The following is a 15,251-nucleotide window of genomic DNA, read 5'->3' on the forward strand; positions in this document are numbered from 1 at the left end:
TCCTCCTTCCCGATCTTCTCTGCTACCTGTACCTGCTAAGGACTGTGACGATCCATCAGGAAGGCTCCAGGCCCTCGTGCGCGATCTCCAGCGTCTCGATCGCCGCCTGGGAACTGGCGGGGTCGAATGACGGCCCCTGCCAGCGGACCGGCACGATGCCGTGCACCTGCCAGCTGATGATGCGGCTGAGGTCCGGACGGAGCGCGACGATCTCGCCGTCCTTGGGTTCGACCCGCTGGATCGTCTCGTTCAGCCACCGTGCGATCTTGAGCGTGTCGGCGGTGACGGGGCGGGTCAGCGTGATGTTGGTCCAGGTGATCCGTCCCGGCAGCTGCCAGGTGAACCCGTTGTTGCCGCCCTCGGCGTACTGCTCCATCTCCACCTCGGCGCCCAGGCCCGAGCAGGTGTGGAAGGCCCCCAGGTCACTGCCGCCGATGACGAGCTTGAAGAAGACGCTCGTCGCGAAGATGTTGTCCGTCATGTGCTTCTCTTCTTCTCTGCTGTTTCCAAGTACCGTGCCGTGTCCAGCTGTTCGGGCCGCCGTCAGCGGCGCCCGTCGTACAACCGTCCGGTACGTTCCCGTCCTCTGCGCATGTCCGCGCGGATCAGCCGGCTCACCGGATCGAGCAGACGACGGGCCAGTTCCTCGATGTCCGCCGCGGTGACCCGGTTCGCGGGCGGAGCGTCCGCGGTGGCCGAGTCGGCCGATCCGGCCGGGCCGGTCCTTCCCGACGGCGCGGCGGGCTTCACCGGGGCCGCCCTCACCGGAACACCGGTGATTCCGGCGTCGGCCGCCGCGCGCTGAAGCACTTCGGCCGTGGCCCCGGAGGCGCCCGCTCCGGCGGCCGGAGCGGGTGCGCGTCGCGGAACCCGTACCGAAAGGCTCGGTGGTCCGGGAAGGGGAGCACCGGCTCCGGCCGCCGGTCCGGTGGCCATGGGAGCGCCGGAATCCGCCACTACCGGAAACGCCATCCGCTGTACGGGCACGGCGGCTGCTCCCGGCCGGTCCGTTGCGGGCGGATGCGGACGCACGACCGGAACCGGCTGTGCGGCGGACGGCGCGGACAGGGGTGCGGAGGGGGCCACGTACGCGGTCGGGGGTGCGGGTCGTGGTGGCGGGGACGGCGGTCCGGGGCGGCGGGCGGAGTCTGACTCCACGGGGCTCCGCTCCGGCAGGTGGGCGTCGGGACGGGACGGCGGCGTGGTCGCGCCGCCGCGTACCGAACGCTGCACGAGCCGCAGGAGCGAGCCGCCGACTCCCGTTCCGCGCCCCGTCCGGTCGGCGCCGACGCGGGCCACGGTCCCGGGACCGGCGCCCGGAACGCGAGTGGGGTCACCGGCAGGCGTCCGGCCGGAGTGCGTCCCGCTCCGCGTGGTGCCGGGCGACGGGCTCCCGGGCACGAGACGTTGGACGGTTCCGCCGGGCGCCGTAGTCCCGCGCTCCGTAGTCCGAGACACCGTAGTCCCGGGCGCCGCAGTCCCGGGCGTCGGCCCACCGTGCGTCGGCGCCCGGCCGGTCGCACGTGTCCGGTGCGGCGCAGCAGGATCGGAGGGGCGGGTGCTCGGGTGAGGAAGTGCCGGCCCGGATGCGGCGCCCGGCGGCGTCCGGTGCTCCCCGGTCCGCGTGCTCCCGGGCCCCGGCGACGGCACATCGGACCCCGGCTGCCGGCCATCACGGCGCCAGGTGGCTGCCACGACCGGCCGGGCCGCGCTGCCTGACGCAGGCGCCGAAAAGCCCTCGCTGGAGCCGGTGCTCACCTTCAGGGCCCTCCCCGCGAGCAGGGCACGCGACCGCTGCACGGCGGGCATCGGCCCCGCCGCCGAGGAGGCGGGGCCGGATGTCCGTCCCTTTCTCCGCTCCGGGGTGATCCTCCGGACACGTACCGGCGCGACGGGAGCGGCGGGGGCAGGGGTGCTGACGGGCGAGCTCGGACGCGTGGTGTCCGCCGCGCGCTGGACAACCGCGGGTTGCGGTGCGGACGCATCGGACCGGGCAGCCACGGGGGGCGTCCGCACCGGCATCGCGGAAGGCTCGTTCGGGAGCTTCGACATCGGCTTGGCGGGTACGGAGGGCGGGGGCGCCCCGGGCTCCCCCGTCGGCGTCGCGCCTTGCCGCGGGCCCGCGGTTCCCGGCTGAGGCCCACGACGGTCGCCGAGCAACGGAGCGTCGTTCCGGAGCCTGGCCGTCGGCGGAAGCGAGGGAAGGGGGGTACCGATCCCGCCCCGGGCACGAGCCGGTGAGCCGGACCGGTCGGGCTGTGGCGGCCGCGGGGCCCGAACCTCCGGAGACCTGGCTTCCGTGGACCGAATCTCCGGAGACGACGGCTGACGTACCGACGGCTTCGCCGCTTCTGGCGAACGCGCGGTCACCGGAGAGGTTGCCGAAGGGGTTGCCGGAGAGGTTTCCGTCTCCGATGTCTGGCGTTGGAGTACGGGCATGTCCGCTGTCCGTTGCCCCTCCGGGGCGGACGGTACGACCTCGCTCCGCACTGCCGGACCTGACGGTACGGCCCCGGTGGGCAGTTCCCTCAGGGGCTTGCCCAGGGCGGGACGCACCGGTGCGGCGGTGGGACGGTCGGTGCCGGCGTCCGGACCGGCGGGCGCGGTCTGGTGCGACGCGCCCTGCTGCACAGCGGCGGTGGTGGTGACGGGAGTGGCCGATGCGGAGGTCGTGGCCGGCAGAATCCCGGCGATGTGCCGCAGTGCCATCGCCGGACGCCTGGCAATGATCAGGGGTGGGGCGGTCCGCCGCGGACGTACGGCCGCGGGCCGGGCCCGCTGGGGCGAGACCGGTGCCGGCGCGGCGCCCGCGGGATGCCGCGACGCCGACGCGGCGGCCGGACTCGAAGCCGGTCCCGGGGCCGCGGCGGGCGCCGTGCCCTTCGCCGGGGCCGCCTCCGCCGTGGCTTCCGGAGCGGTTGCGCCACCACCGCCGGTCCGATGCCCCGGTGCCCCGCTCCCGGAGGAACGGGAGGACGAGGAGCGGGGGGGCGAGGCAGGGGCGGGCGAGGGACGGGAGGACACCGTGCGGCTCGCCCGCTGGACGGTTGTGGTCGCAGGGGCCGGCTTCGCGCCCGCCCTGCCCCTGCCGACCTCGCTGCCCGCTGCGGCGGACGGCAGGCCCGCAGCAGGTTCCGCTTCCCCGTCCGTTCCGGTCCGGGCGGCACGCAACAGCAGCGGTCCACCGGGAGACTCGGAACGCGCGCTGCCCGGACGGGCGACGCCGTGGATGAGGCCCACCGGCGCGGACGGCAGTACGGCATGGCCGAGTTCGCTTCCGAAGGCGAGGTCCTGCCACGAGGCGAGGCCGTCCCTGAACCGCAGTCCGTCGCTCACCCCGATCGAGGACCGGGCGACGGTCACCGTCGGGGGCGCGACCTGCCGCCAGCCGCCGTCCCAGTCCCCGCCCCCGACGCCGTCCCGCTGACCGGCCCCGCTGTCGCTCCGGTCGGCCTCCGGTTCCGGAGCGTGCCCGGTCTCGGCTCCGGCTCCGCCCCGGGGCGGCGTTCCGGGCTGCCGGTCCCCCCGGCGGAGCCAGATTCCGATCCCCACACGATCACCCGCCTTCGTTGACGCGGGTGTTGATCCGCGCTATCTCCCGCACCCATTCCTGACGCTCGCCGTGGGTGAGGTCGAGAATGTCCTCTCGCTGCCAATGGAAGTGGTAGGCGACGTACGCGATCTCCTCCCGCAACCGGGGAAGCGCGTACGTCACGATTCCCCCAGGCGCCCACCCGAGAGGTCCACCTCGAACGCCCCGTGGCACAGCGGGCAGGTCACCGCGGCGTGCGTGTGGCCCTCGCTGTTGATCCGGCGGTAGAAGTCCTGGAGGAACGCGACATCCGTCGCGTACATCCGCTCGACGACCCCGGCGTGCACATCGGTGATGGTGCCGAGCTGGGTGATCACCTGGCTCAGCAGCACCACGGACAGGTACGCCGGGTTCTCCTTCACCCGCAGGTCGATCTGCGGGCGCAGCTCGTCCCGTGCCGTCGCGAGCCGCATCGAGCCGCGCCGGTGGACCTGGCCCTCGTCGTCGACGTAACCGCGCGGGAGCTCGAACTCGAACTCCGTACGCAGATCCATCTGGTCACGGTCGCGGTCCCGGGCCGAAGGCGGTACGGGAGCCGCCTCCTCGCGTGCGGCGGGCGGGGCGGACGCGAGGCTGTCGAGGACTTCGTCGAGCCCGCCCGACGTAACGGTCCTACGCCTCATTCGACCACGATCTCCTCGAAGGTGATGGTCACCGACTCGGTGGCCGCACTGGACTCGCCGGCCTTCAGCGAGGGCCCCTCCCACTTGCTGGCCCAGCCCTGCATCAACTGGATGCGCCGGACCGTCTCACCCTTCGAGTCCTTGATCTCGATGGTCAGGTTCTGGCGCGCGGTGTCGACGGCCCCGTTGTTGAGCGTCTCCTTGATCCATTTGGTGAACTCACTGCTCTTGTCGAGTCCGCGGGTGATCGTCACCTCGCCCGCCTGGCGTGCGCCGGGCTGCTTGCGGATGATCTGCTTGCCCTCGGCGGTCACTTGACGGACCTCGACGACTTCCTCCTCGACGGTCAGGCCGCTGATCTCTTGGATCGACTCGACGAGATAGCCGCCGAGCTGCACGCCGAAGACGTGGGTGGAAAGAGCGTCGCCCTCTGCCATGACTCTGTGTCACCTGTTCCGTTTTGCGGACCCTGCTGGGTCACTCGTTGACGAGGCTGGTGCTGTCGGAGAACTGTGCGAGGCGGAAGATCACGAACTCCGCGGGCTTCACCGGGGCCACGCCGATCTCGCACACGACCTGGCCGAGGTCGATCGACTCCTGCGGATTGTTGTCGCGGTCGCACTTGACGTAGAACGCTTCCTCGGCCGTGCGGCCGAAGAGGGCGCCCCGGCGCCACTCCTCGGTGAGGAAGGCGGTGACGTTGCGCCGGATGCTCGACCACAGGCGGTCGTCGTTCGGCTCGAACACCACCCACTGGGTGCCCAGGAGGATCGACTCCTCCAGGTAGTTGAAGAGGCGGCGTACGTTGAGGTAGCGCCAGGCCGGGTCGGACGAGAGGGTGCGCGCGCCCCAGATCCGGATACCGCGCCCGGGGAAGGCGCGCACGCAGTTGACACCGATCGGGTTGAGCAGGTCCTGCTCGCCCTTGCTGAGGCGGATCTCCAGGTCCAGCGCACCGCGGATGACCTCGTTGGCGGGGGCCTTGTGCACACCGCGCTCGCCGTCGCTGCGCGCCCAGACGCCGGCCACATGGCCGCTCGGCGGCACCAGGGAGTTCTGGCCGGTCGCCGGGTCGAAGACCTTGACCCACGGGTAGTACACGGTCGCGTAGCGCGAGTCGTATCCGGCGTCGTCGTTGCGCCAGGTACGGACGCGCTGGGCGTTCATGCCCGGCGGGGTGTCCAGGATGGCGACCCGGTCGCCCATCTGCTCGCAGTGCGAAATCACCGCCAACTGAACGGCCTTGACGCCCTCGGCGTCGATGTCGCCGCGCTGGTGGGCGCTCATCAGGTCCGGAACGGCGACCATGGTGATCTCGTCGATCGCTTCGAGGCCCGCGAAGCCCGTACGGGCGGCGGCGTCACCGACGTACTCGGCCGGGTCGAGCCGTGCGACACCGGATCCGGGGGCGGCGGCGGTGGACGCGAGGGCGAGGGTCTGGTTCTCGGGCCGGGTCTGGGCCGCGCCGGGCTGCTCGGTGACCTGGATGAGCTTGGACTGGCGGGTCTGGGCGACCAGATAGCCCTTGACGTTCTTGCGGGTGGAGACGTCGTAGGTCTCCACCACTTTGCCGGCCTGCCGCACCAGCAGCCGGAACCGGTCCTCCGGAACGTTCTCGCCCTCGGCGTCGGCGACCTCGACGGAGAGGTCTCCACTCGTTCCGGGCCGTGCGGAGACCAGGAATCCCCCGATGGCTGCGGGCGGGACCGCTTCGGCGGCGGATCCCTGCGCCGAGTCCTGTGCGGGGCCCCCGATGCGCACGATGTAGGCCGCGCCGCCACCGTTGGCGAAGAAGCCGTAGACCGCGGGCGTCAGGTACGTGTCGGCGGTGAAGGTACCGAAGGTCTGGACGTACTGGTCCCAGTTCGTCACCAGCGTCGGCTGGTGGAAGGGGCCGGACTCCGCGAAACCGACGAAGGCTGCGACCGCGGTGCCGACTCCCTCGATGGGCCGCGCTCCGGACTGCACCTCCTCCACGTATACACCGGGGGTGAGGTACGACGGCATGCTCGCTCCTTCGCGTGGTCGTTCGTTCGCCGCCGAGTCTTCCTCGGCGGCTGTGGCGGACAGTAGGTCTCAAGGTCCTGGGCACGGGGCAAGGGTGCTGCCTTCCCGGGCACCTGTGGGACAGGAAAATCTTCCCCTTGTGGACCGGTCGCGGCGACCGCCGCATTTCCCGTTCCGATCGTGTGACAGCAAGGTGTACTGCGGATTTCCGGAAGACGTCCGCCGGCAGGGGAACAGACAGGAATCAGCCAGAATTCGCGGATATCGGCCGTCCGCTCGGGACCGGGCGACCGAATCCGATCCTTGACCGGGCCAGGTGCCCTTCCAGAGGTACCCGAGAGGCCTGTGGTCGGAAAACTCCTCACCCACTGCCGACATCGCGGAACCCGGACGGCCCGGATGGCCTCTCCTGTGCGCAGGAGAAGGAAACTGCCAAAGACCGGCAAGCCGGGTTCCCCTCGGTCGGGATTTCTGCTGTTCTCATCTCCTGTGGGGGAAGCAGGAGGCCGGGCACTTTGTTTCTACGGTGCGAGATCGCTCAGCACACCGCTGACATTGAGTACTTGGTGGCATTCGGAGGCCTGAGTTCCGGTTGCCGGCGTACCGGGTTTGGCGCAGGTCACGGACGCGGTGACCGTGTCGTTCTCCTGGATCTCGATGGGGGTGACCCAGTGGTAGTCCTGGTTCCGGAAGGTCTCCAGAGCGATGGTGGTGATCTTCCGCTCCCCGAAGGAGATGGTCAGCACTCCTTCGTCGCCCTGGAAGTTCGCGACCACGATGTCCGTGATGCCGAATACCTTCCCCTTCGGAACCCGGTACGTCCCGTTCTTCTTGGCCCCGGACCCGGTCTGCACATCGATCGTCGCCGAGCTCTGCTGTGTGCCCCCCGTTCCCCCGCCCGTTCCCGAACTGGAACCGCCCGAGCCGGAGCCTCCGGACGCGTTGGGCTTGCCCTGCCCCTTGTCATCTCCCTGACCACCGGTCGGGTCGCCCGTGCCGCCCCCTGTCGCCGAACCCTGTTGCCCGCCGGGGGGCGTCTTCTCCTGTGCGGCCTCGTGCGCCGCCTGCTTCGCGGTGCTCCGTACCGCGGGCCGGACCAGCGCGAACCACGCGAGCAGCAGCGCGAGCAGCGCGGCCAGGACCATCAGCAGCCACCTGGGCAGTACGGGCAGTTGCGCGAACTCACCGGGCAGTGCCTCGGACCGGCCGGCCTGCTCGCCGTCGGTGTCCCCTTCGGTGCCCTCGGCGGACTCGACCTCGAACGGCCAAGTGACCGGTTTCCCGAACCAGATGAGCTTCCGGGCCCGGATCCGCAGTCCCACCTCGGCAGACTCGCCCGGTTCCAGTCGTCGTTGGCCCGGGGTGAAGGCCAACCGGAGTTCCTCACCGGCCTGCTTGCCAGTGACAGCGACATCGACCGCGGTGTTGCCCCGGTTCTGCACCGAGGTCCGGAACCGGGCGCCCAGCCAGCCGGAACGCCGTCGCGGATCGAGCTCCGCCCGGAGCTCGTGAAAGGGCCCGACGATCACCGTGGCCTCGGGGACCGCCACCGACTCGGGGTGCTCCGTGGGCAGCACGCGGACACCCAGGGGTATCTCACCGGCCCGTACCTCGTGGGACCGCGGCGGCGCGAGCCGTACGGTCACCACCTCGGAGGTGCCCGGGTAGAGGGACACCCGCGCCGGCTCCACGGTGCTCCAAGCCGCGCAGTCGCCGACCACTTCGAGTGTGTACGCCTCGACGATGTCGCCGTCGTTGCGCACGGTCAGTGTCGTCGTCGCTTCGGCGCCGGGCGACACCGTCACCGTAGGCGTTTCGAGTTCGGCAGATGTGGTCACGATGCGACGTTAGGCCACCCCTGCGGCACCGCAGCAGAGACGCGAGGGCAACGATCGGGCAGGGGTGGTGCCCTGAGGGCACAACGCCACGATGTCCCGGCGACCCTCCCCCGGGCCCGTTCACCGTGCCGGAGGCCGACGCGGTCGAGTGCGGCAACGGGCGTATCGGACGGAAGTATCTGAGAAGGACAGGCACACAATCGAATGACGACGACAGCAGACACGCAGTACAGGGCAGTGGAGCGCGGCCAGTACCGCAGGCCCACCGCTTCGGAGCGCTCCGCCGGGAGCGGCGCCAAGGAGGCTCCCGGGGGCAGAGTCTCCGTAGCCGTGTACGCGGAGGACCTGATCCTGCGGACCGGTGTGGTTCACCAGATGCGCCCACGGCCCGAGATAGAGCTCATCGCGGAGTCCGAGGCGGACCGGGCCCAAGTCTCCTTAGTAGTAGTGGACATGGTGGACGAGCGCACCGTCCAGCTCCTGCAGCGTCTCCAGCGCAATACCGCGACCCGCACCGGGCTCGTCGTCGGGTTCTTCGAATCGGGCGCGCTCCAGACCATGATCGAGTGCGGCGTCGCCGCCGTGCTGAGGCGCGGGGAGGCCGACCAGGACAGTCTCGTCCACCTGGTGACGGCGATGGCGAACGGCGAAGGTGTCCTGCCGGGCGACCTGCTCGGAAAGCTCCTCGACCACGTCAGCAGCCTCCAGCGCACGGTCCTCGACCCGCGGGGACTCTCGCTCTCCACCCTCACGACGCGCGAGGCGGAGATGATCAGGCTGGTGTCGGAGGGCTACGGCACCGCGGAGATCGCGCAGAAGACCTCGTACTCCGAACGCACCGTCAAGAACGTTCTGCATGAGGTGGTGACACGGCTCGAACTGCGCAATCGGGCCCACGCCGTCGGCTACACCATGCGACACGGACTCATCTGAGTCCCGCCTCGGGCCCTCGCGCGGACGGCCGTTCGGACGTCGCGGCGCGGGGGCCCGTCGGTGCTCCTGGCCGGAGGGGCCGGGCGGGGTGGCCGGGTGGGCGCCGCAAAGGGCAACGGCCGCTTCCCCCGGTCCGGGTACTACGGACCTGTCGCTGTCCCTTCGCAGGCATGATGCTTGCCTTGGAGAGTCATCAACAGGACTGTGAGGTGGGCCGTGACCGGCACTGCTGGCCCTGCCCGGCATACCAGGCTGGGCCGACTGGTGGGCGCTGTGATGCTGTTGGCCCCGCTGCTGGTGGCGGGCTCCGCGTCCGCTCCTCAGGGTGCGCCACGGCTGGCCGCCGCCGCGGACGAGGCCCCGGTCGATGCCGGGCGCATCACCTACGCCGGGACCGAGCACCGCAGCATCGGCCGGGTCACCAGTACGACCGACTCCGACCCGCTGTTCGGGGACGGGCCGGCCCACTACGACCAGGACCCTTTCGTACGCGGCGATGTGATGGTCTTCACCAGCCTGCGCGACAGCGTCCGCCCGCAGGTGTACGTGCGTGGGGCGGACGGAGCGGTACGCAAGCTCACCAGCGACCGGGACGCCGCGCACCCCGAACTCTCCCCCGATGGACGGACCGTGGCGTTCGACTCCGCGGAACGGGACGCGGACGGCACGGTCCAGCGCGAGCTGTGGATCGTCGGCGTGGACGGCACCGGTCTGCGGCGGCTGACCGACACCCCCAACAACGAGACCTCCCCGACTTTCTCCCCGGACGGCACCCACCTCGCGTACTCCTGCGACTCCGGCTACGAGGGCGCCGGGCTCATCTACGAGCGGCGGGTGGACGGCGGCTCGGCGGTGGTGGTCAGCGAGAACCAGGGCGCAGAGGGTGGCAGCGCGACCGAGCCGGCGTGGAACCCGGTGGACGACGACACCCACCGCGCCCAGGTCGCGTACACCCTCACCAAGGAGACGGACGATCCGAGACTGTGGGTGACCGAGGGTCGCCCCGGCACCAACCGCCAACTGCTCGGCGGTGGACAGGCGACCTGGCGCACCCGCTCGGCTGCGTGGCTGCCGGACGGAGAGGCCTTGCTCTTCCTCGGCCGCGACTGCACCTGCCAGTACGAACGTGTCTACCGGGCAACCGCCTTCGCCACGGCCGCGCCGACCACCGAACTGGACGAGAGCCGCAAGCTCGAATCGCCCACCTGGACCGGCCCGCTGGACACCGGGACCGTCATCGTCTCCCGGCAGACGTCGCGCAGGCCGAACAACGACAACGAAGACAAGACGGTTGTCGCGACGCTCCAGGACGTCCGGCAGGACGGCTCGGACCCGCGCGACCTCGGGATCCCCGTCCTGTGGGAGGACCCGGACGCCACCGGCAACGCGGACCTGCTGTTCAACCCGGGGAAGGACTACGACCCGTGGACCGAGCGGCAGAGCTACACCCCGGACGGCCGGCGCATCGTCGTGACCCGCTTCGAGGGCGAGAAGGGCTCGCGCTCCGAACGGATCTGGCTGGCCGACGCCGACGGCGGCAACGCGGCGGCGATGCGGCTCGCCGGGCACAACCCCGGTGACTGGGACACCGACCCGGCGTTCTCCCCCGACGGCACCAAGCTGGCGTTCACCAGGACCTCGCCCGGCGGGGTCGGCGAGAACGCGGGGCAGAGCAGCGTCCTCATCGCGGATGTCGCGACGGGCGCGATCATCGGCAAGGTCGTGCCGCCGGCCGGGCAGCTGACGGGGCAGGACGCACAGCCCGCCTGGTCGCCCGACGGCACCACCCTCGCCTTCACCCGCAACCATGTGATCCGGGGCCTGGGCGGCATCAAGCACATCTGGACCGCGCCGGTGAACGCGCTCGGCCAACAGCGCGACCTCAGCGCCACGATCTGCCCCGGTGAGTGCAAGAAGATCGACGACAGTCCCGCCTTCTCCCCCGACGGCACCAGCATCGCCTTCAACCGCAAGGACGGCGGCAACGACCAGAACAGCGGCCGCGGCGGCATCCTGATCACCTCGCTCAACGGGGACGAGTGCCGGATGGCACTCCCGGCCGGCCAGGGCGGCAACCCCGACGCCTGCCGCCAGGAACTGCCGGACACCCCGCCGAACGGCCCCTTCCAGCCCCGTGACGTGGCCTGGTCACCGGACGGCGGGCGGCTGGTGCTGAGCTCGCGCCGTCAGGCCGAATCCGCCTCCCAGGAGCAGCTGTCCATGCTGGACCTCGCCTCCGGCACCCTGACGCCGTTCGGCGAGCGGCTGGCCGGGCGGCAGAAGGAGCCCGCCTTCCAGCAGTCGGTCGACCTGTCCCTGACCGCACCGCCCACCGGGCCCGAGGTGAAGGTCGGTGACTCCGTGTCGGTGACGGTCACCGTCACCGACAAGGGTCCCGCGCCCTCGCCCGGCACCACGTTGACCGTCGACGCCCCGCCCGGCGCGCGCCTGGAGGAGCTCACCACCCCGGCCGGGTCCTGTGCCGCCGATTCGCCCCAGTGCGACCTGGGTGTGCTCCAGCCGGGGACCAGTGTGGAGGTCACCGCCCGGTTCACCGGGGTGACGGCCGGGGACCAGCAGATCGGTTGGTCGGTCGATGGAGCCGTGGTGGACCCGAACCCCACGGACAACGCCGGCGACACGACCGTCGCTGTCACGGACGCGCCTCCCACACCGACGCCCACCCCGTCTCCTTCGACCTCGCCGCCCAGGCCCCCGGCCCCCGAGCCGCCAGCGCCGAAGGCCGGACCGGGCGTCACGGTGCGGGCACAGCCCAGCCCCGGCTTCGTCGGCGGCCGGGTGGTGGTGACGTACACCGTGCGCAACGGCCGGAACGCGCTCGCCACCGGTCTGCGGCTGAGGCTCGGACTGCCCGCGCGGATCCCGGCGGGTCCGCTTCCGGCGGGCTGCGCCGCCGGGGTGTGCACGCTGCCCGACCTGGCACCCGGCGCCTCCACGGTCGTCCGTGTCGTGCTCAGGCCGGACCGGGCGCTGAGGACGACCATCACCGGAACGCTCACCACGACCGGCACCGACGCCGACACCGGCGACAACGTCTCCAGGAAACCGCTGCGCATCCTCCAGCCCCGGATCGTCGCGGTGCCCGCCGTCGGCAAACCCGGGTTCGTCACCTCCGTACGGGGCAAGGACTTCCCGCCCGGGGCACCGGTGAAGCTCAGCTGGAAGCCCGGGATCACGGCAGCCGCACAGCCCGCCTTCCCGCGCCGGGACCGTACGTTCATCGCGCAGTTGCTGATCCTGGCGAAGGACCAGACGGGGCCGCGCACGATCACCGCCGGCGGACCGGGGTTCAGCCCGGTCACCACGCCCTTCCTGGTGGTCGCCGGCACCATCGTCCCGCCGGACGAGGTGGGGCGCCGATGATCCACGAAGTGGACGAGGGGCTGCGGCTGCTGCTGGTCGACGCCGGCCTCCAGGAGAGCGGTGTCGACCTGGTCTTCGACGCACCGACGAAGGACTGGTCCGCCCGGCGCAACGCCCCCACGATCAGCGTCTTCCTCCACCGCATCCGTGAGGATGCGGCCCGCCGCCGCACCGGCACGGCCGAGGAGCACGACGACCAGGGAGTGGTCATCGGCTGGCGGACCCCGCCGCGCTGGTTCGAGCTGACCTATCTGGTGACCGCCTGGACCAATCGACCGCAGGACGAACACCGCCTGCTTGCCGAGGTGTTGCGCTGCCTCGTGCGGTCGGACGTCCTGCCCTCCCGCATGTACACGGGCAGCCTCGCCGAGCTCGGGCTGGCCGTGGAGATCGAGGCGGCGGGTCCGGGCACCGACGGGCCGTCCGCCTCGGACGTCTGGTCCGCGCTCGGCGGTGAGCTGAAGGCCGCGATCGACCTGCGCGTGTGGGCACCGCTGGCCGGTGAACGGACCGACGCCGGCCCGCCGGTCACCGAGGGGCTGGTGGTGAGGACCGCGCCCGGCCGGGACGGCGACGGTGCGGGACCGGGGCGCCGGCTGCGCTACGACGGGGCGTCCGACCCCGGCGCGCAGGGCTTCGCCGCGGAACGCGAACGGCAGTTGCCGCCCGGCCGGCGCAGGCGCGGGGGCGCGGCCCGATGACCACGACACAGGGCACCCGTGCCGTCCGCGAACCGGCCGACACCCCGGCGGCGGTCATCGAGGACCTCTGGGAGCAGTTGATCCACGTCGAGCAGCGGGTCAGGAACGCCGTGGCTCTCCGGCGGGCCGCCGACCCGCAACCGGACGATCCGTACCGGGGGCAGTACCTCACCCCCGAGGCGGCCGCGCGGATCGTGGAGTCCCGCGACGCGTTCGCACCCGTACCGGCGCACGGCTCCGAGCCTTCGCCGCAGTCACCGCCCGGGAGCCGGATCCGGCAACTCGCCGAGGACTTCGGCCTGATGCCGCTGGACGTCGACCTCCTGCTGGTCGCGATGGCCCCGGACATCGACAACCGGTTCGAGCGGCTCTACGGCTACCTCAACGACGACCTCACCCGGCGAAGGCCCACCATCGGCCTGGCGCTCGACCTCTGCGGGCTGCCCGCCGCGAGCTCCGGCCGCTTCCGGTTCTCGCCGTCCGCCCCACTGGTCGCGGGCGGACTGCTGGAGGTCCTGGAGGCCGACCGCCCGCTGCTCTCTCGGGTGCTGCGCGTGCCGGACCGGGTCACCGCCCACCTGCTCGGCGACGACGAGATCGACGGGAGGCTGCGCGGCCTCGTCCGGGCGGTCGCGCACGCGGAGGAGCCGGACACCGGGCGGGAGGCCCTGCGGGTCGCGGCGGCGCTGGGCACGGGCAGTGGCCTGGTGCATCTGCTCGACCGGGGAGGCGACCCCGGCGGGCTGGCGGTCGAGGCGCTTCTCGCCGCGGGACGTCGTGCGCTGGTGGTCGACATCGCGGCCCTCGCCGCCCTTCCCGAACCGGCGGAGGTCGTACGGACCCTGGCGGCCGAGGCCCGGCTGAGCGGCGGCGGGGTCGTCCTCGGGCCACTGGAAGCGCTCGCCCCCGAGCGGCCCGAGAGAGCCCGGCTGCTCGGCGGCCTCTGTGCGGCGGTCAGCGGTGCGCCTCTGGTCGCGTACGGGAAGAAGAACTGGGATCCCCTGTGGACCGGGGAGAGTCCGGTTCCGGTCCACGTCCTGTCTCCCGGCCCCGCGGGCGTGGCGCGGCAGTGGCGCCGGGCGCTCGCCGAGGCCGGCACGTCGGTCGGGCTGCCCGCCGGGAGCGTGGCGGCCGACGAGGAACTCATCGAGGCCACCGCCTCCTACCGGCTCGACTCCGAGCAGGTGCGCAAGGCCGCCGTTGTCGCCTCCCGGCTGGCTGTTCTGGAGGACCGCCCGGTGGACGCGCAGGATCTGCGCACGGCGGTCCGGGCACAGAACGGCGCGGGGCTCGAACGGCTCGCCCGTCGCATCGAGCCGGCGGTCGGCTGGGACGACCTCGTGCTGCCCGCCGCGACCCGCCACGAGCTGTCCGAACTCGCCCTGCGCGCACGCCACCGCGAGCAGGTGCTCGGGCAGTGGCGGATGCGTCCCGGCGGTGGCCGGGGACGCGGGATCATCGCGTTGTTCGCGGGCGAGTCCGGCACCGGCAAGACCATGTCCGCCGAGGTGGTGGCATCGGAGCTCGGCATGGAGCTCTACGTCGTGGATCTGTCCACCGTGGTGGACAAGTACATCGGCGAGACCGAGAAGAACCTCGAAAGGATCTTCGTCGAGGCGTCCGACGTCAACGGCATCCTGCTGTTCGACGAGGCGGACGCCATCTTCGGGAAGCGCTCACAGGTCAAGGACGCGCACGACCGCCACGCCAACGTGGAGTCGGCCTATCTGCTGCAGCGGATGGAGTCCTTCGACGGGATCGCGGTGCTCACCACCAATCTGCGGGGCAATCTCGACGAGGCCTTCACCCGGCGTCTCGATGTGATCGCGGAGTTCCCCATGCCGGACGCCCGGCAGCGACTGGCCCTGTGGGACCGCTGCCTCGGGACGGCGATCCCCCGCGAAGCCGGACTCGACCTGGAATTCTGCGCGGGACGCTTCGAGCTGGCGGGTGGTTCGATCCGCGCCTGTGCGGTGACCGCCGCCTATCTGGCGGCGGAATCGGGCAGTCCGCTCGGCATGGAGCAGATCGTCTCGGCCGTGCTCCAGGAGTACCGCAAGCTCGGCCGCCTGGTCCGGGAGAGCGAGTTCGGCCCTTGGCTGGACCGTACGCGAGGAGGCGGGGCGGGGTAGCGCCGTCGGAATCCCCGGTCGTGCTCTCCCGGCCGTCGGCC

The 15,251-nt window shown here is 71.8% G+C and carries 13 protein-coding genes; 6 read left to right on the top strand and 7 right to left on the bottom strand.

Annotated features, from left to right (window positions below):
• Positions 1-55: 55 nt before the first annotated feature.
• Both OG520_RS02905 and OG520_RS02910 read right to left on the bottom strand, forming a co-directional pair.
• Positions 56-481, bottom strand: coding sequence for a phage tail protein (locus OG520_RS02905; RefSeq protein WP_266430804.1), 426 nt, complete (start codon positions 479-481; stop codon positions 56-58).
• Positions 482-543: 62 nt separating this feature from the next.
• The gene (locus OG520_RS02910) at positions 544-936 is read right to left on the bottom strand and encodes a hypothetical protein (RefSeq protein WP_406012050.1); all 393 of its coding nucleotides are present in this window, start codon (positions 934-936) and stop codon (positions 544-546) included.
• A 748-nt stretch (positions 937-1,684) separates the two neighbouring features.
• Between OG520_RS02910 and OG520_RS02915 the strand changes: the two genes are divergently transcribed.
• Together OG520_RS02915 and OG520_RS02920 are read left to right on the top strand one after the other, a co-directional pair.
• Positions 1,685-2,137 carry a hypothetical protein gene (locus tag OG520_RS02915; RefSeq protein ID WP_406012051.1) on the top strand — a complete coding sequence of 151 codons (453 nt, stop codon included), beginning with the start codon at positions 1,685-1,687 and terminating at the stop codon, positions 2,135-2,137.
• A gap of 399 nt (positions 2,138-2,536) precedes the next feature.
• Positions 2,537-3,427 carry a hypothetical protein gene (locus OG520_RS02920; RefSeq protein ID WP_406012052.1) on the top strand — a complete coding sequence of 297 codons (891 nt, stop codon included), beginning with the start codon at positions 2,537-2,539 and terminating at the stop codon, positions 3,425-3,427.
• A 129-nt stretch (positions 3,428-3,556) separates the two neighbouring features.
• Here OG520_RS02920 and OG520_RS02925 read toward each other — a convergent pair whose 3' ends face one another.
• The 5 genes from OG520_RS02925 to OG520_RS02945 form a co-directional block, all read right to left on the bottom strand.
• Positions 3,557-3,715: a DUF6760 family protein gene (locus OG520_RS02925; protein ID WP_266430796.1), complete on the bottom strand. Its 159-nt coding sequence runs from the start codon at positions 3,713-3,715 to the stop codon at positions 3,557-3,559.
• Positions 3,712-4,215, bottom strand: coding sequence for a hypothetical protein (locus OG520_RS02930; protein WP_399330937.1), 504 nt, complete (start codon positions 4,213-4,215; stop codon positions 3,712-3,714). The genes OG520_RS02925 and OG520_RS02930 overlap by 4 nt, the downstream gene beginning before the upstream one ends.
• Positions 4,212-4,652 (bottom strand): phage tail protein, encoded by a 441-nt coding sequence (locus OG520_RS02935; protein ID WP_072486912.1) that lies wholly within the window; start codon positions 4,650-4,652, stop codon positions 4,212-4,214. Before OG520_RS02935 ends, OG520_RS02930 begins: the two co-directional genes overlap by 4 nt.
• Positions 4,653-4,692: 40 nt before the next feature.
• Entirely contained in the window at positions 4,693-6,222 is a 1,530-nt protein-coding gene (locus OG520_RS02940) for a phage tail sheath family protein (RefSeq protein ID WP_406012053.1), read from the bottom strand.
• A 521-nt stretch (positions 6,223-6,743) separates the two neighbouring features.
• Complete coding sequence (locus tag OG520_RS02945) at positions 6,744-8,060, bottom strand: hydrolytic protein (protein ID WP_406012054.1); 1,317 nt, start codon at positions 8,058-8,060, stop codon at positions 6,744-6,746.
• Between the two features lie 204 nt (positions 8,061-8,264).
• On the opposite strand from OG520_RS02945, the gene OG520_RS02950 reads away from it, so the two are divergent.
• The 4 genes from OG520_RS02950 to OG520_RS02965 all read left to right on the top strand — a co-directional run bounded on the left by OG520_RS02950 (position 8,265) and on the right by OG520_RS02965 (position 15,210).
• Complete coding sequence (locus tag OG520_RS02950; RefSeq protein ID WP_406012055.1) at positions 8,265-8,993, top strand: LuxR C-terminal-related transcriptional regulator; 729 nt, start codon at positions 8,265-8,267, stop codon at positions 8,991-8,993.
• A 216-nt stretch (positions 8,994-9,209) separates the two neighbouring features.
• Positions 9,210-12,377: a hypothetical protein gene (locus OG520_RS02955; RefSeq protein WP_399330929.1), complete on the top strand. Its 3,168-nt coding sequence runs from the start codon at positions 9,210-9,212 to the stop codon at positions 12,375-12,377.
• Positions 12,374-13,078, top strand: coding sequence for a DUF4255 domain-containing protein (locus OG520_RS02960; RefSeq protein ID WP_406012056.1), 705 nt, complete (start codon positions 12,374-12,376; stop codon positions 13,076-13,078). The genes OG520_RS02955 and OG520_RS02960 overlap by 4 nt, the downstream gene beginning before the upstream one ends.
• A complete protein-coding gene (locus OG520_RS02965) occupies positions 13,075-15,210 on the top strand; it encodes an ATP-binding protein (RefSeq protein WP_406012057.1) in 2,136 nt (711 codons plus the stop codon). The genes OG520_RS02960 and OG520_RS02965 overlap by 4 nt, the downstream gene beginning before the upstream one ends.
• Positions 15,211-15,251 lie beyond the last annotated feature (41 nt).

This window comes from Streptomyces sp. NBC_00984, from assembly GCF_045162475.1.
GTDB lineage: Bacteria > Actinomycetota > Actinomycetes > Streptomycetales > Streptomycetaceae > Streptomyces.

What these genes read in the sequence shown, in the direction of transcription:
- OG520_RS02905 (WP_266430804.1), bottom strand. Translation starts at nt 481, where the DNA reads ATGACGGACAACATCTTCGCGACGAGCGTCTTCTTCAAGCTCGTCATC.
- OG520_RS02910 (WP_406012050.1), bottom strand. Translation starts at nt 936, where the DNA reads ATGGCCACCGGACCGGCGGCCGGAGCCGGTGCTCCCCTTCCCGGACCA.
- OG520_RS02930 (WP_399330937.1), bottom strand. Translation starts at nt 4,215, where the DNA reads ATGAGGCGTAGGACCGTTACGTCGGGCGGGCTCGACGAAGTCCTCGAC.
- OG520_RS02935 (WP_072486912.1), bottom strand. Translation starts at nt 4,652, where the DNA reads ATGGCAGAGGGCGACGCTCTTTCCACCCACGTCTTCGGCGTGCAGCTC.
- OG520_RS02940 (WP_406012053.1), bottom strand. Translation starts at nt 6,222, where the DNA reads ATGCCGTCGTACCTCACCCCCGGTGTATACGTGGAGGAGGTGCAGTCC.
- OG520_RS02950 (WP_406012055.1), top strand. Translation starts at nt 8,265, where the DNA reads ATGACGACGACAGCAGACACGCAGTACAGGGCAGTGGAGCGCGGCCAG.
- OG520_RS02960 (WP_406012056.1), top strand. Translation starts at nt 12,374, where the DNA reads ATGATCCACGAAGTGGACGAGGGGCTGCGGCTGCTGCTGGTCGACGCC.
- OG520_RS02965 (WP_406012057.1), top strand. Translation starts at nt 13,075, where the DNA reads ATGACCACGACACAGGGCACCCGTGCCGTCCGCGAACCGGCCGACACC.